Origin of the sequence: Streptomyces vulcanius, from assembly GCF_042653945.1 — a bacterium.
Lineage (GTDB): Bacteria > Actinomycetota > Actinomycetes > Streptomycetales > Streptomycetaceae > Streptomyces > Streptomyces mangrovi.
Genome location: NZ_JBHSFK010000037.1, coordinates 90,454 through 111,733, shown reverse-complemented (window position 1 = coordinate 111,733; position 21,280 = coordinate 90,454). Strand labels below are relative to the sequence as shown.

The 21,280-nt window shown below is 71.6% G+C and carries 15 protein-coding genes and 1 pseudogene; 3 read left to right on the top strand and 13 right to left on the bottom strand.

Translation table 11 applies throughout. The annotated features are described in order from the left end of the window. Positions 1 to 5: 5 nt before the first annotated feature. The 8 genes and pseudogenes from ACFPIH_RS41350 to ACFPIH_RS41315 form a co-directional block, all read right to left on the bottom strand. Positions 6 to 1,199: an acetylornithine transaminase gene (locus ACFPIH_RS41350; protein WP_381177624.1), complete on the bottom strand. Its 1,194-nt coding sequence runs from the start codon at positions 1,197 to 1,199 to the stop codon at positions 6 to 8. Then, a complete protein-coding gene (gene argB / locus ACFPIH_RS41345) occupies positions 1,196 to 2,122 on the bottom strand; it encodes an acetylglutamate kinase (protein ID WP_381177627.1) in 927 nt (308 codons plus the stop codon). The genes ACFPIH_RS41350 and argB overlap by 4 nt, the downstream gene beginning before the upstream one ends. After that, the gene (gene argJ / locus ACFPIH_RS41340) at positions 2,119 to 3,270 is read right to left on the bottom strand and encodes a bifunctional glutamate N-acetyltransferase/amino-acid acetyltransferase ArgJ (protein ID WP_381177630.1); all 1,152 of its coding nucleotides are present in this window, start codon (positions 3,268 to 3,270) and stop codon (positions 2,119 to 2,121) included. The genes argB and argJ overlap by 4 nt, the downstream gene beginning before the upstream one ends. Further along, on the bottom strand, positions 3,267 to 4,295 hold the full coding sequence (gene argC, locus ACFPIH_RS41335) for an N-acetyl-gamma-glutamyl-phosphate reductase (RefSeq protein WP_381177633.1): 1,029 nt from the start codon (positions 4,293 to 4,295) through the stop codon (positions 3,267 to 3,269). Before argC ends, argJ begins: the two co-directional genes overlap by 4 nt. 142 nt (positions 4,296 to 4,437) lie before the next feature. Continuing rightward, complete coding sequence (locus ACFPIH_RS41330) at positions 4,438 to 7,098, bottom strand: YfhO family protein (protein ID WP_381177636.1); 2,661 nt, start codon at positions 7,096 to 7,098, stop codon at positions 4,438 to 4,440. 99 nt (positions 7,099 to 7,197) lie between these two features. Next, positions 7,198 to 9,673 (bottom strand): annotated as a pseudogene (locus ACFPIH_RS41325) (alpha-L-arabinofuranosidase C-terminal domain-containing protein). A 147-nt stretch (positions 9,674 to 9,820) separates the two neighbouring features. Next, positions 9,821 to 10,402, bottom strand: coding sequence for a histidine phosphatase family protein (locus tag ACFPIH_RS41320; RefSeq protein WP_381177639.1), 582 nt, complete (start codon positions 10,400 to 10,402; stop codon positions 9,821 to 9,823). A 75-nt stretch (positions 10,403 to 10,477) separates the two neighbouring features. Next, complete coding sequence (locus ACFPIH_RS41315) at positions 10,478 to 11,926, bottom strand: aminotransferase-like domain-containing protein (RefSeq protein ID WP_381177642.1); 1,449 nt, start codon at positions 11,924 to 11,926, stop codon at positions 10,478 to 10,480. On the opposite strand from ACFPIH_RS41315, the gene ACFPIH_RS41310 reads away from it, so the two are divergent. Both ACFPIH_RS41310 and ACFPIH_RS41305 read left to right on the top strand, forming a co-directional pair. Further along, complete coding sequence (locus ACFPIH_RS41310; protein ID WP_381177645.1) at positions 11,925 to 12,839, top strand: DMT family transporter; 915 nt, start codon at positions 11,925 to 11,927, stop codon at positions 12,837 to 12,839. The genes ACFPIH_RS41315 and ACFPIH_RS41310 overlap by 2 nt on opposite strands. Positions 12,840 to 12,879: 40 nt before the next feature. Further along, on the top strand, positions 12,880 to 13,080 hold the full coding sequence (locus ACFPIH_RS41305; RefSeq protein WP_381177647.1) for a DUF1918 domain-containing protein: 201 nt from the start codon (positions 12,880 to 12,882) through the stop codon (positions 13,078 to 13,080). A 1-nt stretch (position 13,081) separates the two neighbouring features. Here the strand turns inward: ACFPIH_RS41305 and ACFPIH_RS41300 are convergent, their stop codons facing one another. Next, positions 13,082 to 14,320, bottom strand: coding sequence for a glycoside hydrolase family 10-like protein (locus ACFPIH_RS41300; protein WP_381177650.1), 1,239 nt, complete (start codon positions 14,318 to 14,320; stop codon positions 13,082 to 13,084). A 151-nt stretch (positions 14,321 to 14,471) separates the two neighbouring features. Between ACFPIH_RS41300 and ACFPIH_RS41295 the strand changes: the two genes are divergently transcribed. After that, the gene (locus ACFPIH_RS41295; protein WP_381177653.1) at positions 14,472 to 15,329 is read left to right on the top strand and encodes a 3-hydroxybutyryl-CoA dehydrogenase; all 858 of its coding nucleotides are present in this window, start codon (positions 14,472 to 14,474) and stop codon (positions 15,327 to 15,329) included. Between the two features lie 85 nt (positions 15,330 to 15,414). Here the strand turns inward: ACFPIH_RS41295 and ACFPIH_RS41290 are convergent, their stop codons facing one another. The 4 genes from ACFPIH_RS41290 to pheS form a co-directional block, all read right to left on the bottom strand. Beyond that, positions 15,415 to 15,951, bottom strand: coding sequence for an NUDIX domain-containing protein (locus ACFPIH_RS41290; protein WP_381177656.1), 537 nt, complete (start codon positions 15,949 to 15,951; stop codon positions 15,415 to 15,417). Positions 15,952 to 16,003: 52 nt separating this feature from the next. Then, on the bottom strand, positions 16,004 to 17,344 hold the full coding sequence (locus ACFPIH_RS41285; protein WP_381177659.1) for a transcriptional regulator: 1,341 nt from the start codon (positions 17,342 to 17,344) through the stop codon (positions 16,004 to 16,006). A gap of 291 nt (positions 17,345 to 17,635) precedes the next feature. Further along, positions 17,636 to 20,155, bottom strand: a complete 2,520-nt coding sequence (pheT, locus tag ACFPIH_RS41280) for a phenylalanine--tRNA ligase subunit beta (RefSeq protein WP_381177662.1) — start codon at positions 20,153 to 20,155, stop codon at positions 17,636 to 17,638. Further along, positions 20,155 to 21,276 carry a phenylalanine--tRNA ligase subunit alpha gene (gene pheS, locus ACFPIH_RS41275; protein WP_189710933.1) on the bottom strand — a complete coding sequence of 374 codons (1,122 nt, stop codon included), beginning with the start codon at positions 21,274 to 21,276 and terminating at the stop codon, positions 20,155 to 20,157. The genes pheT and pheS overlap by 1 nt, the downstream gene beginning before the upstream one ends. Positions 21,277 to 21,280 lie beyond the last annotated feature (4 nt).

The window sequence follows — 21,280 nt, the reverse complement described above, 5'->3', positions numbered from 1 at the left end:
TCGTCTCATTCTCCGGATCCGGCCCCGTTCGCGGTGTCGAGGATGCCGGGCAGCGCCCCGAGGAACGCCTCCACCGCGTCGTCGCCGAGGTTCAGCGGCGGCATCAGCCGGACGACGTCGAGGGCGGGAGCGTTCACCAGGAATCCGGCCTCCTGGGCCGCCTGCTGCACCTGTGACGCGAGCGGCCCGGTGAGCACGATACCCAGGAGGAGGCCCGCTCCCCGGACGAAATCGATCAACGGGTGGCCGAGACCCTCGATTCCGTCCCGCAACTTCTCGCTCTGCCGCTTGACGTTCTCCAGCAGCCCCTCGTTCTCGATGGTGTCGAGTACGGCGAGTCCGGCGGCGCAGGCGACGGGGTTCCCGCCGAAGGTGGTGCCGTGGTGCCCGGGCTGGAGCAGTTCCGCGGCCCGTCCGAAGGCGACGGTCGCGCCGAGCGGCAGCCCGCCGCCGAGCCCCTTGGCGAGGGTGACGACGTCCGGCAGGACACCCTCGTGGGCCTGGTACTCGAACCACTGCCCGCACCGCCCGACGCCGGTCTGCACCTCGTCGAGGACCAGCAGCGAGCCGGTCGCGGCGGTGATCGCCCGGGCGGCCTTGAGGTAGCCCGCCGGGGGCACGACGACCCCGTTCTCGCCCTGGATCGGCTCGATGACGACGATCGCCGTCTCCTCGGTCACCGCGGCGGCCAGCGCCTGCGGGTCGCCGTAGGGGACGTGGGTGACGTCGCCGGGCAGCGGCAGGAACGGCTCCTGCTTGCCGGGCTGTCCGGTGAGCGCGAGGGCGCCCATGGTCCGGCCGTGGAAGCCGCCCCGGGTCGCGACCATGTGGGACCGCCCGGTGAGCCGGCCGATCTTGAACGCGCCCTCGTTGGCCTCGGCGCCGGAGTTGCAGAAGAACACCTTGCCGTCACGGCCGAAGTGGCGCAGGAGCCGCTCGGCGAGGGCGACGGGCGGTTCGGCGATGAAGAGGTTGGAGACATGGCCGAGGGACGCGATCTGCGCGCTCACGGCCGCCACGACCGCCGGGTGGGCGTGGCCGAGCGCGTTGACCGCGATACCGCCGACGAAGTCGAGGTACTCCTTGCCGTCGGCGTCCCACAGCCGGGTGCCCTCACCGCGCACGAGCGGGAGCCTCGGGGTGCCGTAGTTGTTCATGAGCGAGCCCTGCCACCGCTCGGTCAGTTCCTGGTTGCTCATGACGACTCCCCCTCTTGCCCGCTCTTGCGCTCATCGGCCACGACCATCGTGCCGATGCCCTCGTCGGTGAAGATCTCCAGCAGGATCGAGTGCTGGACCCGCCCGTCGATGACCCGGGCCGTGGTGACACCGCCGCGTACGGCGTGCAGACAGCCCTCCATCTTCGGGACCATGCCGGAGCTCAACTCCGGCAGCAGCTTCTCCAGTTGGGAAGCGGTGAGGCGGCTGATCACCTCGTCGGAGTCGGGCCAGTTCTCGTAGAGGCCCTCGACGTCCGTGAGGACCATGAGGGTTTCGGCGCCCAGTGCCGCAGCGAGTGCCGCAGCAGCCGTATCAGCATTGACGTTGTAGACATGTCCGTCGTCCTGGCTGCGGGCGATCGACGAGACGACCGGGATACGGCCGTCGGCGAGCAGGGCCTCGATCGCGCCCGTGTCGATCGCGGTGATCTCGCCCACCCGCCCGATGTCGACCAACTCGCCGTCGATCTCGGGCAGATGCTTGGTGGCGGTGATGGTGTGCGCGTCCTCGCCGGTCAACCCCACGGCCAGCGGCCCGTGCTGGTTGAGCAGTCCGACCAGCTCGCGCTGGACCTGCCCGGCGAGCACCATCCGTACGACGTCCATGGCGTCCTCGGTGGTGACGCGCAGGCCGGCCTTGAACTCGCTGACGATGCCCGCCTTGTCGAGCGCGGCGCTGATCTGCGGCCCGCCTCCGTGCACGACGACGACGTTGAGTCCGGCGTGCCGCAGGAAGACGACGTCCTGGGCGAAGGCGGCCTTGAGGTCCTCGTCCACCATGGCGTTGCCGCCGAACTTGATGACGACGGTCTTGCCGTTGTGCCGGGTCAGCCAGGGCAGCGCCTCGATGAGGATCTGGGCCTTGGGGAGCGCGGTGTGCTTCCGCGTCGGTGTGTTGCTCATGATGAGTACGCGCTGTTCTCGTGGACGTAGTCCGCGGTGAGGTCGTTGGTCCAGATCACCGCGGACTCGCTGCCGGCCGCGAGGTCCGCCGTGATGCGCACCTCGCGGTAGCGCATGTCGACCTTCTCGCGGTCCTCGCCGACGCCGCCGTTCTTGCAGACCCAGACGCCGTTGATGGCGACGTTCAACTGGTCCGGTTCGAAGGCGGCCTTGGTGGTGCCGATGGCGGACAGGACGCGGCCCCAGTTGGGGTCCTCGCCGTGGAGGGCGCACTTGAGGAGGTTGTTGCGGGCGATGGAGCGGCCCACCTCGACGGCGTCGTCCTCGGTCGCCGCGTTCACGACCTCGATCCTGATGTCCTTGCTGGCGCCCTCGGCGTCCCGGATCAGCTGCTGGCCCAGGTCGTCGCAGACGGCCCGGACGGCCTCGGCGAACTCGGCGTACTCCGGGGTGACCTGGGCGGCGCCCGAGGCGAGCAGCAGCACGGTGTCGTTGGTGGACATACAGCCGTCGGAGTCGACCCGGTCGAAGGTCGTACGGGTGGCGGCCCGAAGTGCCTTGTCCAGGAGGTCACTCGGAAGATCCGCGTCGGTGGTGAGGACGACCAGCATGGTGGCGAGGCCGGGGGCGAGCATGCCCGCGCCCTTGGCCATGCCGCCGACGGTCCAGCCGTCCTGGGTCGCAACAGACGTCTTGTGGACGGTGTCGGTGGTCTTGATGGCGATGGCGGCCTTCTCGCCGCCGTGCTCGGAGAGTTGGCCGACGGCGGCGTCGACTCCCGGCAGCAGCTTGTCCATCGGGAGCAGCACGCCGATGAGACCGGTGGAACAGACCGCGACCTCACCGGCTCCCAGGCCGAGGGACTCCGCGACCTTCTCCGCGGTCGCATGGGTGTCCTGGAAACCCTTGGGCCCCGTACAGGCGTTGGCACCACCGGAGTTGAGGACGACAGCGGTCAACTCACCGCCCTTGAGCACCTGCTCGGACCACAGCACCGGCGCGGCCTTCACCCGGTTGGACGTGAAGACGCCGGCGGCGGCGCGGCGCGGGCCGGTGTTGACCACGAGGGCCAGGTCCGGATTGCCGCTCTCCTTGATCCCGGCGGCGATGCCCGCCGCCGTGAACCCCTTGGCTGCCGTGACACTCACGGTGCGACTCCGATCGTGGAAAGTCCCAGCTCCTCGGGGAACCCGAGGGCGATGTTCATGCTCTGCACGGCACCACCCGCGGTGCCCTTGGTCAGGTTGTCGATGGCGCTGATCGCGATGATGCGGCCCGCCGCGGCGTCGTACGCGACCTGCACCTGAACGGCGTTCGAACCGTAGACGGACGCCGTGGCGGGCCACTGCCCCTCGGGGAGGAGGTGCACGAAGGGCTCGTCGGCGAGGGCCTTCTCGTAGGCGGCGCGGACCGACTCACCGGTGACGCCCGCACGGGCCTTCGCGCTGCACGTGGCGAGGATCCCGCGGGGCATCGGCGCGAGTGTCGGCGTGAAGGAGACGGAGACCGGCTCCCCCGCCGCCGCGCTCAGGTTCTGGATCATCTCGGGGGTGTGACGGTGGCCGCCGCCGACGCCGTACGGCGACATGGAGCCCATGACCTCGCTGCCGAGGAGATGGGCCTTGGGCGCCTTGCCCGCGCCCGAGGTGCCGGACGCGGCGACGATCACGGCCTCCGGCTCGGCGAGCCCGGCGGCGTAGGCCGGGAAGAGCGCCAGGGAGACGGCCGTGGGGTAACAACCGGGGACCGCGATGCGCCTGGACCCGTCCAGCGCGGTGCGGCCACCCGGCAGTTCGGGGAGGCCGTAGGGCCAGGTCCCGGCGTGCGGAGAGCCGTAGAACCGCTCCCAGTCGGCCGGGTCCCTGAGCCGGAAGTCGGCACCCATGTCGACGACGAGGACGTCCGGGCCGAGCTGCTCGGCGACGGCGGCGGACTGTCCGTGCGGGAGGGCGAGGAAGACGACGTCGTGTCCGGCGAGGGCCTCGGCGGTGGTCTCGGTGAGGACGCGGTCGGCCAGCGGCAGCAGATGCGGCTGGAGCGTGCCCAGCTTCTGGCCCGCGTTCGAGTTGCCGGTCAGGGCACCGATCTCGACCTCGGGGTGTGCGAGGAGCAGGCGCAGGGCCTCGCCGCCCGCGTATCCGCTCGCTCCGGCAACTGCCGCACGTACCGCCATGACTCCTCCTCTGGGACGGCATGACTATACGTTTCTCTGCACGTTTATGCAATCCATGCCAGGAGCGTCAGACTCCGGATCGATCCGTGCCCACAAGTTAGGCTCACCTAACCTACCGTGGGCGGGCAACACCCTGCACGGGTCAGTGGACGGCGGCCGGAGCCTCGCTCTGCCGGGTGACGGCCGGTGGTTCCGATGGGCTGCCCGCGCGCCGGCGGCGGATCGCCGTGAAGGCGCCGATGAGGATCAGGGCGAGGAGCGAGGCCCCGCCGACCGCCGAGCCGAGCCGCAGGCCGGGCGGGTGGAAGGTGCAGGTGACACTCGTGGCGGAGCCGTCGAGCGGTACGGCGATCAGGCCGTAGTACTCGCCGGCGGGGCGGGCCGGGGCATCGCCCGCGGCGCAGCGCCAGCCGGCTGTGCGGGGGGCCGCGAGGACGGCGGTGCCGGTGCTGCCCGCGGGGAGCTCGGCGCGGACGGTGCCGTCGGAGACGGTCACGTCGGTGGCCCCGGTGTCCTTGAGGCGTTCGACGGCCGTGCGCAGCTTCGCGGTGTCCAGACAGCCGACCGCGCCGTCCGGGACGGTGCCCGTGCGGTCGGGGGACAGCTCGATCCGCAGCCGGCCGGAGGCCGGGACGGTGCCGAGGGGCTGCATGGCGGCGATCCGCCGGACGGGGTAGTCGGCGCGGAACCGCCCGGTGGGGCCGCCCGCGCTGTCCCCGGCCTGCCGTGCGGTGCCCGAGAAGTGCGGCGCCCACAGATACGCCTCGCTGCCGGCCGGGCAGGTGGCGGTGATCGTCGGCGTCCTCCCGGCGGCCCGGGCCTTCGGACCGGGGACGCCGACGCGCAGGCCCGGCCGGCTGTCCTCGCTGCGGTGCGGCGCCTTCCCGGTGGTGGTGCGCACGGTGATGGGGGGCACGGTGTAGACGCGGGTGCCCAGTAGCAGTTCCTGGTTGCGGTACGGCGACGGGCCGAGGTCGGCGACGCCCGTGCGGGTCGTGGTGGGCCGTACCGTCACCAGGGGCGGCACGTCCCGCCGGGACACGGTCACGCCGGTGCCGTCCTGCGGGAACCAGTTCTGGTGCGGGTCGGGCGGGGAGTGCACCCGCGCGCCGATGGAGAAGACGGAGTCCGTGACGGCGTTGTCCATCGTCTGCAGGTTCCGGCCGCGCGAGGTCCAGCCGTCGCCGAGGGCCGTGAGCAGGCTGCTGAGCACGTCGGAGGTGTGGCTGCTGTAGTACTGGGTGCCCTGGCCGCCCACCACCAGCGGGTCGTTGCCGACGGTCTGCTCCCGGCCCGGGTCGGTGCGGTAGCGGGGCCAGCCGTCGGCGTCGCCGATCGCCTCGGCCTGCTGGTCCTGCCGGGTGCCCCAGGGGGCGTAGTCGTCCATGTGCCCGAACCGCAGCCGGGTGGCGACGGCCGAGTTGGCGGCGGCCTCGCCGAACTGCGTGCCGACGAGCAGCAGCACGGCGAGCACGGCCGGAGCCGTACGGCGTCCGCCGCTGGAGGCCCGGCCGAGCAGGACCAGTCCGCCCAGCCCGCCCACCACGGCGACCAGCAGGATCGGCCAGGCGAAGGAGCGCACGATGCCGCTTCCGCTCGCGACGGCGGCGATCAGCGCGAGCAGCGCGCCGGCCGCGCCCAGCGCGCGCGGGCCGGGTGGACCGTACGACAGGGCGTGCCAGGCGGCGATGACCAGCAGCCCGCAGACGACGAAGGCCTCCCGGTACGAACTGCCCTGCGGGGTGGTGAAGGCGTGCCAGGCCAGCTGGGCCGGCGCCCACTGCATCGACAGCGCCACCGCCAGGATCAGGACCGTCCACCCCGTGCGCACCCGCCGGGGCACCGCCCGGTGGAACGGCAGCGCGAGCGCGAGGAGCAGGGCCGTGGTGCCCACGTACAGGGCCGGTGTACTGAAGCTGTACGTGGTCGGCAGCAGCCGGGCCAGCACGTCCTCCGTGGCCACGGGGGCGAACCCCTGGAACCGGCCCGGGGAGGCGTGCTTGCTGCCGAAGTAGATGACGGTCACCAGAGGGGCGGCCAGTCCGACGCCGAGGCCGACGGTCACGCCCGCGCGTGCCGCCGCCCTGAGGGCCTGACGGCGCGGGAGTTCGGCGAGGAGCAGCCTGAGCAGCAGGACCAGGCCGGCGCCGATGGTGGCCATGTAGGCCGTGTAGAAGTTGGCGATCCAGGCGGTCGTCACGACCAGCACGCCCAGCAGCCGGTGCCGTCCGGCGAGCGTCCATTCGCCGACCAGGCAGAGCAGCGGCAGGGCTATGAGGCCGTCGAGCCACATGACGTTGTACGAGGCGTCGGCCACGCTCCAGCCGCACAGCGCGTAGGCGGCGCCCAGCAGGCCCGCGGCCCACCAGCGGCCGGGGCGCAGGGCGAGCAGCAGGACGGCCATGGCCGCGCCGGCGCAGGCCGTCTTCAGCAGGACGATGACGTAGACCGCCAGGTCGATCTCGTCGCGCGGGAACAGCGCCACCAGCGGGGCGAAGGGGCTGGTGACGTACGTGCCGAGGTCGGGCAGGAAGCTCGCGCCCAGCCCGGACTGCCAGTTGACGAGGAGTCCGCCGTCGGCCCTGCCGTGCAGCAGGTCCCACAGGTGGGCGTGGAAGGGGATGTACTGGTTCCCCAGGTCGTTGACGTTCCGGGTGCGGGGTCCGAAGGGGTGGCTGCGGGCGACGGCGTCGGCGGCGCAGAGGGTGGTGACGGTGAGGAGCGCCGCGAACAGGGCCGCGGCGCCCTTCGGTCTGGTCGGGTGCGGAATCCGGAGCAGGGCCAGCAACTGTCTTTCCCCCACGGCTCGTTGAGTCGTCGGCTTAGACGGGGGCTGCTTCCGGTCGGTTGTGCGGCGACGGTAAGTGACGGGAGGCCCTCCGCATGCGAGGGCCCCTCCGGTCTACCTCTGTCTGATCCGCAGGAAGGTGACCGAGTTCGCCGGGAAGGTGTACGTGAACCTGTCCGCGACGCCGGTGAAGGTGGACGTCACCGGTGCGACCGGGGTCTCGGTCTCGGAGTTGACCGCGTTCGGGTCGGCGGTCAGGGTCGTCACGCGGGCCCTGGACGCGACCCTGGCGCCGCCGAGGTCGATCGCCGTACGGGCGTCCGCCGACTGGGCGTTGACGACCTTGACGATCAGGTCGCCGGTCTTCGCGTCGCGCGTGACGACCTGGCGGAACGGCTCGGCCGGCTTGTCGTCGGTGAAGCTGCCCCACTCCTGGCCGTCGAGGTAGAGGGTGACCTGCCGGCCGCGCACCTTGATGTCGATGTCGTAGGCGCGGCCCGTCTCGATGGTCCCGGCCTTGGAGACCAGCGTCGACTTTCCGCCCTCCACGGCCTGTTCGACTGCGGTGGTGGTGTTGTTCCAGCCGCCCAGGTTCCACCAGTAGTAGTTGCCGGTGTCCTTGACGCCGAACGCGACGAGGAAGCCCTCCTTGCCGGACTTCTTGGTGGCTTTCACATGCAGGTCGTAGTCGTGCCAGTTCACGTCACCGGCCGAGACCATGGTGTTCTCGGCGGCCACGTCGGTCTGGGTGTACTGCCCGTCCTGGAGGGACCAGCTGCCGCCGCCCGTGTGCGTCCACTGCGAGGCGTCACCGGAGAAGTCGTCGCTCAGGAGCGTGCCGCCGTCCGCGCCCGTGACCTTCACGTCGTCGTACGCCGCCGTCGTCGCCCAGGTCGACAGGCCCACGGCGCCACTGATCGGACCCTGCACGGACGGGGTGCCGGTGGCCGTCGAGGGGACGACGCGGTCGCCGACGTTGGTCATGAACAGCTTCTGGACCTCGTAGTTGGCCGAGTTCCAGGAGGAGTGGTTGTTGAACCACACCAGGTCCGGACTCCACTGGACGTAGTCCTCGTTGGCGAACAGCGGTGCGTAGGAGGCCAGTTTGACGATGTCGGCGTTGCGCTCGAGACCCGTCATGAAGGCCGCCTCGGCGAGGCCGTTCTTGAAGGCGTTGCCCTGGGAGGCGTATTCGCCGAGGAAGACCTTGGGGCCGGAGCGGTCGTAGGAGTCGTAGCGGTCGTTGTTCTGCAGGAACCACTGCGGGCTGTTGTAGTAGTGCTCGTCGACCATGGCGACCTTGGCGTCCCTGTTGAGCTGCCAGGCCGTGTCGAAGGTCGAACCGGCGTCGTCCGGGCCGGAGTTGGAGATGACCGTGATGCCGGGGTACTTGGCCTCGATGGCGGCGCGGAACTCCTTGAAGCGGGCGAAGAACTCGTTCGGGAGGTTCTCCTCGTTGCCGACCTCTATGTGGGTGAGGTGGAACGGCTTGGGGTGGCCCATCTGCGCGCGCTTCTTGCCCCAGGTCGACGTGACCGGCCCGTTGGCGAACTCGATGAGGTCGAGGGTGTCCTGGATGTGCCGCTCGAGCAGCGCGTCGTCGACGACGGCCTGGTTCTGGCCGCAGCCGGTCACCAGCGCCGGGACGACGGGCAGCGGCATGGCGCCGACGTCCTCGGCGAAGCGGAAGTACTCGTAGTAGCCGAGGCCGTAACTCTGGTTGTAACCAGAAGTTGGAGTTGGTCGCGCGCTCCTCGACAGGGCCGACGGTGTCCTTCCACTGGTAGGAGCGGGCCCGCTGCCAGCCGGACGCCTCGCTGTAGTCCTGCATGGAGCCGGTGTTGACCAGGCAGCCGCCGGGGAAGCGGACGAAGCCGGGGTGCAGGGCGGCGACCTTCTCGGCGAGGTCCTTGCGCAGGCCGTTGGGCTCGTGCTTGTAGGTGTCGCGGGGGAAGAGGGACACCATGTCGAGGGCGGTCGCCGCCGAGGAGCCCACGGTCAGGCGGCCGTCGCTGCTGGTGCGGGTGGCGGTGAAGGTCGCCTCGTACCGCGCCCAGCCTCCGGTGCGTACGGCGACCCGGCGGGCGGTGGCGAGCGTGCCGTCGGCGTCCTGCAACGACACGGTCAGGGTGGTGCCGCTGCCGGCGCGTGCCCACACCGAGAAGTCGTACCTCTTGCCCTGCTCGACCCGGACTCCGGTGTTGTAGCCGGCGTTGGTGACGGCGGAACCGGCGCCCAGGGAGAGGTAGTTGCGGTTGCGGTCGTTGAGGCGGCCCGCGTCGTTCACGACGTTCGCCGAGCCGGTGACCGTCCAGGAGGTCAGCGGGGTGTAGGAGCGGTTGTCGACGGTGGAGTACTCGAAGGAGCGGTTCTGCACGAGTTCGGCGTACAGACCGCCGTCGGCGGCGCGGTTGATGTCCTCGAAGAAGACGCCGTACATCGTGTCGTCGATCTTTGCGCCCTTGGCGGTGGGGTCGACGGTGACGGTGTAGTCGGTGACGTCGGCGGCTCGGGCGGGGGCGGGCAGTACGGCCGAGGCCACCAGGAGGGCGGTGGCGCCGAGACCGAGTCTCCAGCGGGTGCGTGACATGTCTACTCCGCGGCTCTGAATACACAGGGACAGGCGTTCGAAATATCGGACAATGATCAGCACTTCGAACGGCAACCTAGACAGGGGGCCACAGGGCGTCAATGGGGCGGACGGCAGCGGAAGTTTCGGAAGTGGCCGGGTGGGCGGTCAGGCCGCCGACACCGCGTCGAAACGCAGGTTCCAGCGACCGCCCCGGCCGGTGACCGTGGAGACCGACAGCGGGCGCACGTCGATGTTCCAGTACGCCACCGGCGGCGCCTTGAGCGCGTACACCAGGGCGGCGCGGATCACGCTCGGCTCGGCGACCGCGACGATCTTGTCGCCGTCGCCGATCGGCCGGGTGTCGAGCCAGTCGCCCACCCTGGTGATGAAGTCCAGCAGGGACTCCCCGCCGTGCGGGGTCGCCAGCGGGTCGGCCAGCCAGGCGTCCACGGCCTGCGGCTCACGGGCCATCGCCTCGCCGAGGGTCAGGCCCCGCCAGCGGCCCATGTCGCAGTCCCGCAGCGCGAGCTGCACCAGCGGTGCGTAGCCGAGGGCGTCCCCGGTGGTGCGGCTGCGCGGGGTGGGCGAGCAGTAGCGCAGCTCGGCGGCGGCGAGGGGCAGCAGGTCCGGGACCACACGCTGCACCTCGGCCCAGCCCGCCTGGTCCAGCGGGCGGTCGTCCTCGAAGCGTTCCGCGAGCAGCGGTGAGCTGCGCGCGGCGGCGACGAAAGTGACCCGAAGAGGCATGCGGAGATGGTGTGCCGTACAACTGAGCAGGTCAAGGGATGCCGGTGGGCGGCCGCGGGAATTCTTACCGCCGAGTCAGGACGTGCCGGACAAGTCACCGAAAATACGGCCCGCCCGCAGCCGCCGTACGCCTTCCGCGATCTCCTCGGTCCCCGCGACCGCCGCGAAGCTCAGCCGGACGTGGGCGGCCGGCGGTTCGGCGCTGAAGTAGGGGCGGCCGGGGGTGAGGGCGACGCCGGCCCGCAGGGCGGCGGCGGTGAAGGCTGTCTCCTCCGTGCCGTCGGGCAGCCGCAGCCACAGGTGGTAGCCGCCGGACGGGATGTGCGGGAGAGCCAGTTCGGGCAGGTGCATGCGCAGTGCCGAGGTCATCGCGTCCCGGCGGGCCCGCAGTTCGGCCGCGACGGTCCGCAGATGGCGCGGCCAGGCGGGCGAGCCGACGAGTTCCAGGGCCGCCTCCTGGAGCGGGCGGGGCACGAAGAAGGTGTCGACGACCTGGATGGCGCGCAGCCGTTCCAGCGCGGGCCCGCGGGCGGCCAGGGCGCAGACCCGGAAGCTGGGCGAGGTCGCCTTGGTGAGCGACCCCACGTGGACGACCACGCCGTCGGGGTCGTCGGCGGCGAGCGGGCGGGGCAGCGGCCCCGCGTCCTCGTGCGCGAGCCGCCGTACGAAGTCGTCCTCGACGACGAAGGCGCCGGCCTCCCGGGCGATGCGCAGCACATCGCCGCGCCGGGCCGGGGCGAGCACGGCGCCGGTCGGGTTCTGGAAGAGCGGCTGGCAGACGAACACCCGGGCGCCGGTGGCCCGGAACGCGTCGGCGAGCAGCTGCGGCCGTACCCCGTCGGCGTCCACCGGGACCGGTACCGGGCGCAGTCCGGCGGCGCGGGCGATGGCGAGCATGCCGGGGTAGGTGGGCGACTCGACGAGTACCGGCGCGCCGGGCGGGGCGAGGGCGCGCAGGGCCGTGGTGAGCGCCGCCTGGCCGCCCGCGCTGACCAGGACCTCGGCGGCGGTCACGGCGCCGCCGACGGTGCGCGCGAACCATTCGCGCAGCTCCGGCAGGCCCTCGACGGGCGGCCGTCCCCAGGCGCCGGGGCGGCGACCGGCCCGGGCCAGGGCGGCGGACATGGCGCGCTCGGGCTGCAACGAGGGGTGCAGATAGCCGCCGTTGAACTCGATCACGCCGGGTGGCGGAGCGGCCAGCGAGACGGTGACACCGGAGGCGTCCACCGAGCGCGGGACGAGATCGGCGGCGCCGTCCGCGCTGAGCGCGACCTCCTGCCACGAGGTGTCCCCCGCTGCCGGCGCCGACGTGCGCGGCCGGGCACGGAAGGCACCGGCGCCCGGCCGGGTCACCACCAGCCCCTCGGCGGCCAGCTGGGCCAGCGCACGGGAGACGGTCACGGGACTCACCCGGTACCGCTCGACCAGGGCCCGGCTCGACGGGAGCTTTCCCTCGGGTGAGTAGCGGTCCAGCTCCCTGCGCAGCTTTTCCGCCAGTTCAGTCACACTGCTACGCTCTTGCATGAAGATACAGGGTAGCGCTACTGCCCCGCCCGCGATAGCGGTCAGCACCTCACCCGCAGCAGGGCCGGGCACTCTCCAGGCCGCCCTCGGGGTGGTCGCCTTCTCGCTCACCTTCCCCTCCACCGCCTGGGCCCTGGAGGGCTTCGGTCCCTGGGCGCTGGTCGCCGTTCGCGCCGTGCTGGCCGCGCTGGTCGCGGGTGCCTGTCTGCTCGCGCTCCGGGTGCCGCCGCCCGCCCGGCCGCAGTGGGCGGGGCTGGCCGTCGTGGCCGCCGGAGTGGTCGTCGGCTTTCCGCTTCTGACCACGCTGGCGCTGCGGACGTCCACCACCGCGCACGCCGCCGTCGTCGTCGGTCTGCTGCCGCTGACCACCGCGCTGCTGTCCGCGCTGCGCTTCGGCACCCGGCCGTCCCGCACGTTCTGGGCGGCTGCGCTGGCCGGAGCGGGCGCGGTCGTGGCGTTCACCGTGCAGCAGAGCGGCGGCGCCCTGACCACCGCCGACCTCTATCTGTTCGGGGCGCTGCTGGTGTGCGCGGCCGGCTACACCGAGGGCGGCCGCCTCGCCCGGGTCATGCCGGGCTGGCAGGTCATCGGCTGGGCGCTGGTGCTCTGTCTGCCGGTCGGCGTGCCCGCCGCCGCCCTCGCCCTGGCGCACGAGCCCGCCCGGCTGACCGCGCACAGCGTGGCGGGGCTGCTGTGGGTGGCCGTCGGCTCGCAGTTCCTCGGCCTGGTCGTCTGGTACCGGGGCATGGCGGCCATCGGGATTCCCAAGGCCAGCCAGTTGCAGTTGGCCCAGCCGCTGCTCACACTGGTGTGGTCGGTGCTGCTGCTGGGCGAGCACCTCACCCCCGCCGCTCCGCTGACGGCCGCGGCCGTACTGGTCTGCATCGCCGTGACCCAGCGCGCCCGCGGCTAGAAACGACATCACCCACACCGCCTGGTGAGGAGGCCCATCGATGCGTGCAACCACGGGCGACCAGTTTGTCCAGCACGGCAGGGTGGTCGGCCAGCCCGACAAGGTCGGCGAGATCGTCGAGGTCATGGGCAAGGGAGGCGACCCCCCGTTCCGCGTCCGCTTCGAGGACGGGCACGTGGGCGTGTGCTCCCCCGGCCCCGACACCGAGATCCGGCACCGTTCCGCCAAGGAAGGGCGGTAGGTCAGCTCGGGGGCTGGACCGGCTGCCCGTAGTGGTCGGCGACCACCTTCGCCATCGCGCCGATCCGGTCCAGCTCGACGTCCTGTCCGCCGAAGAACACGTGCCCGCGCACCTCCGGGTACGTCTTCGCGAGCGTGAGGTGCTTCGACAGCTCCTCCTTCTTCCCCCAGGCGGCGGGCTGCCCGGACGCGCCCGCCTTGTAGAGGCCCTCGCCGAGGTACAGCCGCGTCCCGGTGCCCTTGACCACCTCCGCCCACCAGGGCACGAGCTTGGCGTAGTCGGCGGCGGAGTTGCCGATCTCCCAGTACAGCTGTGGGACGACGTAGTCGAGCCAGCCCTCCTTCACCCATCTGCGGCTGTCGGCGTAGATCTCGTCGTACGACTGGAAGGCCTTGGTGTCCGAGCCGCGGGGGTCCGTGGAGGCGTTGCGCCACACCCCGAACGGGCTGATACCGAACCCGGTGCCGGGGCGTACGGCCTTGATCCGGGCGGCGATCTCCCGCACCAGCGTGTCGATGTTGTCGCGCCGCCAGTCGGCCCGGGTGGCGAAGCCGCCGCCGTACGCGTCGTACTCGGCGTCGTCGTCGAAGGTCTGCCCCGCGACCGGATAGGGGTAGAAGTAGTCGTCGAAGTGCACGGCGTCCACCGGGTACTTCTGCACGGCGTCGAGGATCGCGTCCTGCACGAAGGAACGGACCGCCGGCAGACCGGGGTTGTAGAAGAGCTTGCCGCCGTACGGCACCACCCAGTCCGGGTGCTTGCGCGCGGGGTGGGAGGCGACGAGCTTCGTGGGGTCGTCGGAGTTGGCGATCCGGTAGGGGTTGAACCAGGCGTGCAGCTGAAGGCCGCGGGCGTGGGCCTCGGCGACGGCGGTGCCCAGCGGGTCCCAGCCCGGTGACTTGCCCTGGGTGCCGGTGAGCACCTGCGACCAGGGCTCGTGCGGCGAGGGCCACAGCGCGTCGGCGGTGGGCCGTACCTGGAAGACCACCGTGTTGAGCCGGTCGCGGACCGCCAGGTCCAGCCAGGCGATCAGCTCGGCGCGCTGGGCGGCGGCGGTCATGCCCGACCGGGACGGGAAGTCGCGGTTGGCCACGGTCGCCAGCCACATGCCCCGCATCTCGGTGGTCGCCGCCCCGCGCCGCTCCGGTCTCCCCTGGCTCGCCGTCGCGCCCGTCGCCGTGAAAGCCGACATACCGGACAACGCAGCCAGCGCGAACGTCCGCCGGGTCACTCGCCCCATCGCACCCATCCCCACATCACCCATGGGATCCGCTCGGTCACGGATCGTCTCCGCGCACAGCATGCACCCACCCCGGCGATCGATCATCGATACTTGCTAGTAACGTGCACGATCGGAGCAGGTTCAAGTCAGCACGGTGGAAGGGATCGATGTGAGCGACATCGAACGCGTCGGAGTGGTGGGCTGCGGGCAGATGGGGGCGGGCATCGCCGAGGTCTGCGCGCGGGCCGGACTCGACGTCAGGGTCGCCGAGACCACCGGCGAGGCTCTGGAGATCGGCCGCACCCGGCTGCTCAACTCCCTGGCCAAGGCCGCCGAGCGCGGCAAGATCAGCGAGGCCGAGCGGGACGCGACCCTGGACCGGCTGAGCTTCACCACGGACCTCGGCGAGTTCGCCGACCGCGATCTGGTGATCGAGGCCGTCGTCGAGAACGAGCAGGTCAAGACCGAGATCTTCCAGGTCCTCGACCAGGTGGTGACCCGCCCGGACGCGATCCTGGCCTCCAACACCTCCTCCATCCCGCTGGTCCGGCTGGCGGTCGCCACCTCGCGCCCCGACCAGGTCGTCGGCATCCACTTCTTCAACCCGGCCCCGGTGCAGCAGCTCGTCGAGCTGATCCCCGCGCTGACCACCTCCGAGGGCACGCTGAGCCGGGCCCAGCTGTTCGCCGAGAAGGCCCTGGGCAAGCACGCCATCCGCGCCCAGGACCGCTCCGGCTTCGTGGTCAACGCGCTGCTGATCCCCTACCTGTTGTCCGCGATCCGGATGTTCGAGACGGGCATCGCCGGCCGCGAGGACATCGACAACGGCATGGAGCTGGGCTGCGCCCACCCGATGGGCCCGCTGAAGCTGTCCGACCTGATCGGGCTGGACACGGTCGCCTCGGTCGCGCAGTCGATGTACGACGAGTACAAGGAGCCGCTGTACGCCGCTCCCCCGCTGCTCCAGCGCATGGTGGACGCGGGCCGGCTGGGCCGCAAGACCGGCTCGGGCTTCTACACGTACTGATGACCGACCGTCACTTGTACGGGCCCGGCACTCCACGGAGTGCCGGGCCCGCGGCCTTCGCACACACCCGCGTGACGCTGTCCCACTAGTCCCCGGTGTGCCGGAGATGGTGCAGCAGCATCAACGCGGCCGCCATGTTGGCGGCCGGGACCTCCCCCCGGGCGACCAGGTCGGGGACGATCTTGAGGGGTACCCACTCCCGGCGGTCCGACTCGAAGTCGTCCACGGGGTGTCCCACGTACTCGCCGTCGTCCGCCCAGTAGATGTGATGGACGGCGTCGGTGAGGCCGTTGGACGGTTCCACGCTCATCAGGTGGTGCAGGGGCCCCGGCCGCCAGCCGGTCTCCTCCTCGAGTTCCCGGGCCGCGGCCTCGGCGATGTCCTCGCCGTCCTCGACGACACCTGCGGCGAGCTCCCAGCCCCAGCTGTCGGTGATGAAGCGGTGGCGCCACAGGAGCAGGACCTCGTTCGCCTCGTTGACCACCGTGGCCACGGCTACCGGCCGCAGACGTATCAGGAAGTGATCGAGGTGCCGGCCGTCCGGCAGCTCCACATCGGCCAGGTTGACGCTGAACCAGCGGTTTTCATACACAGTTTGTTCGTTCTGTTTCGTCCACTGCACGGTTCTGCCACCTTCCGTCGGGTGAGTGGCAATATCGCAGCAGCGGCTGTGTCTACAGCGGTACGCGCAGTGCTCCGTCGATGAGTTCGGCGGCCTCGGACGTGCCCGCGCAGCCGCTGCGGGCGAGGTGTTCGCGCACCGCCCGGAGTCTGTCACGCAGCCGCTGCGACTCCATCCCCCGGGCCTGTTCGGCCATCTGCACGGCGGTGACCACGGCCTGGTCGGCATGGCCCTGGCGCAGTTCGATCGTGCTGAGCATGGCGAGCCGGTGCACCCGGCCCCGGTCGTGCGCGGGGTTGTCGACGGCGGCGTGCGCATGCTCGGCCGCCGCGGCGATCTCACCGAGGCTGAGCAGCGCCTCCGCCACCTGGACGTTGACCAGACCGGGCTGGACATAGCCGGTCTCGTCGGGCTCGTGTCCGCGCCGGATACGTTCGGCGGCCGTCTCCGCCCGCCGGATGCACGACAGGGCGCTCGTGCCGTCGCCGAGGTGGGCGAACGCCTTGGCCTGCATCGCGTAGAGGTCGGAGGCCAGAGCGGGGGTGATGTGCCGGCCGGCCGTCCGCAGCGCGGCCTCCGAGAAGGCGACGGCCTGCCGGTACTCCCTCATGAACAGCGACTGGTTGACGAGCAGCGCGATCACATACGCACCAAGTCTCCGGTCCCCGCTGGCCTTTGCCAGCCGCAGCGCCTGGTGGAAGTAGCGCTGGGCCAGGCCGTGCGCGTCGGAGTCGTACGCGCAGATGCCCGCGACGGCCACCAACCCACCGGTGGCGCGGTGCAGTTGACGCCCCGTCTCGTCGGTGTAACTGCCGCGCAGGAGCGGGGCGGTCTCGGCGTTGAGGAAGCCGACGATCCGGCTGCGGGTCGCGACGCCGCCCGCCTTGCGGTACATCTGCTCGTAGTGGGCGCGAGCGGCGCGCAGCATCTCGATGTCAGCGCAGGTGACCCGGTGCCGGCCGCCTCGGGAGACGTCCACGTCCTCCGGCGGGTTCTCCCACTCCCACACCGGCATCACGGCGGGCGTACCGGTCACGGCGGGCGCGCCGAGGAGGTGCGGGCGCTGCTGCTCGTCGGAGCGCCACAGGGCGGTGGCGCGCTCGACGAAGCCGGAGAGGGAGGTGCCGTGGGGGTTGAACGGCTCGCCCGGCACACCGAGGCCGATGTCGTCCAGCGTGACCGACCGGTGCAACCGCCCCGCGAGCACCTCGCAGATCAGGTCGGGTACCTGGCCGCGCGGCCGTTGCCCCTTGAGCCACCGGGCGACCGCCGTGTGCTCGTACCGCAGCGCGAGTCCGCGGGCCCGGCCGGCCTGGTTCACATGGGCGGCGAGGCCCGCGTGCGAGACGCCCGCCTCGTCCAGGATCGCGTCGAGCAGAGTGTTGGGCTGCATTGGATGCCCCCCCGGTGCCTCGGTGCCGCCAGAGTAGTGGGTCCGTCTTCACACGGGGTGTGAAGACAGTGCCCGCATTCGCGCTGTACGCGCGCTGTCGCTGAGCGTTCCCGGCCGGTTGACTGGAATGCCTCGAAAGAGGTTCGCCGGGCCGCCGGCTCCCCCTCAAACAAACGGCGGCCCGGCGGTTGGCTCCGCCGGTGCGCCCCTGAGTGGGCTGCACCCGAGTGCTTCTAGGGGCGCGGGGAACTGCGCGACCAGCCACAGCTCACCCGCACCCGGCATACGACATCAGCCCCGCAGGACCGCCCCCGTACGCTCCCCGGCCAGCGCAACCGCCGCGTCGCGGGCAGTCGACGCCTCGTCAACGGTCAGCGTCCGGTCACTCGCACGGAAGCGCAACGCGTACGCCAGCGACTTCTTGCCGTCGCCCAGCTGCTCGTCGTTGACATACACGTCGAACAGCCGAATCGCCTCCAGCAAACCGCCCGCACCCTCACGCAGCGCGGCCTCGACCTCGGCGTGGGGGACGAACTTGTCGACGACGAGGGCGACATCCTGCGTGGCGACGGGGAACGTGGAGATGCTCGGCGCCTGCGGGGTGCCGTCGCCGACCGCCTCCAGGACGTCGAGGTTCAGCTCCATCGCGGAGGTACGCGCGGGCAGGCCGAGCGCCTTGACGACACGCGGGTGCAGCTCACCGGCGTGGCCGACGACCGTCTCGGAGCCGTCCAGGACGACCACGAACTCGGCGCAGCGCCCGGGGTGCCAGGGACCGTACTGCCCCTGCCGGACGACCAGTTCCGCACCGGCCTCACGGGCGACGGCCCGCGCCGCCTCCACCGCGTCGGCCCAGTCGGCCGGACGGCCCTTGCCCCACCAGCCGGCCTGCTCGCGGGCGCCCGCGAGGACGACGGCGGCATGGCGCGGCTGCTCGGGGAGCACGGCGTCGAGCGCGGCGATCTCCTCGTCGGTGGGACGCCGGTCGACCGGAAGGTGCCCGGCGACCCCGGCCGACCCCTCCTCGCGCGGGTGGAAGACCAGCCCGGTCTCGAACAGCGCGAGGTCATGGCCGCCCCGGCCGTCGTTGCGGCGCAGGGCGCCGAGCAGCCCCGGCAGCAGCGACGTACGGAGTGCGGGCTCCTCGTCGTTGAGCGGGTTGGTGAGCCTGACGACGCGGCGGGCCGGGTCGTCGGCGGCCAGGCCGAGCTGGTCGAAGACACCCTCGCCGATGAAGGGGTAGTTCGGTGCCTCGACGTAGCCGGCGCCGGCGAGGGCGCGGCCGACGCGGCGGTGCAGGCGCTGGCGGTGGGTGAGGCCGCGGCCCGAGGGGAGCTTGGGCAGCGTGGAGGGCAGGTTCTCGTAGCCCTCCAGGCGGATGACCTCCTCCGCGAGGTCGTTGGCCTCGACGAGGTCGGGCCGCCAGGACGGGACGGTGACGATCAGCTCGTCCTGCCCGTAGACGTCGCAGCCGATCTCCTGGAGGCGGCGGACGACGGTCTCCCGGCCGTACACCACGCCCGCGACCTTGTCCGGGTGGTCCGCCGGGGCGGTGACGGTGTGCGGGGCGGACGGCGCGAGAACCTCCGTGACGCCCGCGTCGGCCGTGCCGCCCGCGAGGAGCACCAGCAGATCGACCGTGCGCTGCGCGGCAGCCGCGGCGGCGGCCGGGTCGACGCCGCGCTCGAAGCGGCGGGAGGCCTCGGAGGACAGCTTGTGACGGCGGGCCGTGCGCGCGATCGACACCGCGTCGAAGTGGGCGGCCTCGATGACGACGTCGGTCGTGGAGTTGTCCACATCCGTGTGGTCCGCGATCTCCGTGTTCGCGCCGCCCATGACGCCCGCGAGACCGATGGGGCCGCGCTCGTCGGTGATGACGAGGTCCTCGGCGTGCAGCTCGCGCTCGACGCCGTCGAGGGTGACGAGCTTCTCGCCCTCCCCGGCCCGGCGCACGCCGACGGTGCCCTGGACCAGCGAGCGGTCGTAGGCGTGCAGCGGCTGGCCGAGTTCCATCATCACGTAGTTGGTGATGTCGACGGCGAGCGAGATCGGGCGCATGCCGACCTTCTGCAGCCGGCGCTTCAGCCAGATCGGGGAGCGTGCCTCGGGGCTCAGACCGGTGACGGTGCGGGCCGTGAAGCGGTCGCAGCCGAAGGGGTCGGAGACCTGGACCGGGTAGCCGAAGGCGTTCGGGCCGGGTACGTCGAGCAGGGCGGGGTCGCGCAGCGGCAGGCCGTAGCCGATGGCGGCCTCCCGGGCGACGCCGCGGATGGACAGACAGTCGCCGCGGTTGGCGGTGACGGCGATGTCGAGGACCTCGTCGATCAGTTCGAGGAGCTCGATCGCGTCCTTGCCGACCTCGGTCTCCGGCGGCAGCACGATGATGCCCTTGGTGCCGTCGTCGCCCATGCCCAGCTCGTCGCTGGAGCAGATCATGCCGTGGGAGGTCTTGCCGTACGTCTTGCGGGCGGCGATGGCGAAGCCGCCGGGCAGGACGGCACCCGGAAGGACCACGACCACCTTGTCGCCGACGGCGAAGTTGCGGGCGCCGCAGACGATCTCCTGCGGCTCACCGGTGCCGTTGGCGGTGGCCACGTCGACCGTGCAGAAGCGGATCGGCTTCTTGAAGCCCTCCAGCTCCTCGATGGTCAGCACCTGACCGACGACGAGGGGGCCCTTGAGGCCGTCGCCGAGCTGCTCGACGGTCTCGACCTCGAGGCCGGCGGAAACGAGCTTGGCCTGGACGTCACGGCCGGTCTCGGTCGCCGGCAGGTCGACGTACTCCCGCAGCCAGGAAAGCGGGACCCGCATCAGATCTCCATCCCGAACGGCCGGGTGAACCGGACGTCACCCTCGACCATGTCTCGCATGTCTTCGACGTTGTGGCGGAACATCAGCATCCGCTCGATGCCGAACCCGAAGGCGAACCCGCTGTACTTCTCCGGGTCGACGCCGCAGGCGGCCAGCACCTTGGGGTTGACCATGCCGCAGCCGCCGAGCTCGATCCAGCCCTCGCTGGAACAGGTGCGGCAGGGGCGGTCGGGGTTGCCGACGGACTCGCCGCGGCAGACGTAGCACACCATGTCCATCTCGGCGGACGGCTCGGTGAACGGGAAGAAGTTCGGCCGCAGCCGGGTCTTCATGCCCTCGCCGAACAGCGACTGGACCATGTGGTCCAGGGTGCCCTTGAGGTCGGCCATGGTCAGGCCCTCGTCCACGGCGAGCAGCTCGACCTGGTGGAAGACCGGGGTGTGCGTGGCGTCCAGCTCGTCGGTGCGGTAGACGCGGCCGGGGCAGATCACGTAGACCGGCAGCTCGCGCCCGAGGAGGGAGCGGATCTGCACGGGCGAGGTGTGGGTGCGCAGCACGACACCGGACTCGGTGCCGCCCTGGGGGCCCTGCACGAAGAAGGTGTCGGCCTCGCCGCGGGCCGGGTGGTCCGGGCCGATGTTGAGGGCGTCGAAGTTGAACCACTCCGCCTCGACCTGCGGGCCCTCGGCGACCTCGTAGCCCATGGCCACGAAGACGTCCTCGATGCGCTCGGACAGGGTGGTGAGCGGGTGGCGGGCGCCGGCCGGTACGCGGTCGTACGGCAGGGTGACGTCCACCGCCTCCTCGACCAGTACCCGGGCGTCCCGCTCGGCCTCCAGTTCCTCCTGGCGGCCGGCGAGGGCCTTGTTCACGGCGCCGCGGGCCTGGCCGACCAGCTTTCCGGCGGCGGCCTTGGCGTGCGGGGGCAGGGCGCCGATCTCCCGGTTGGCGAGCGCCAGCGGGGAGGTGCCCCCGGTGTGGGCGACCTTGGCCTCCTGGAGCGCGTCGAGGGAGTCCGCGGCGGCGAAGGCGGCGAGCGCCTCGTCCCGCATGCGCTCGATCTCTTCCGGTTTCAACGCCTCGACCTCGACAGGGTCGTACGACTTATTCGGTGCCGACATCTCT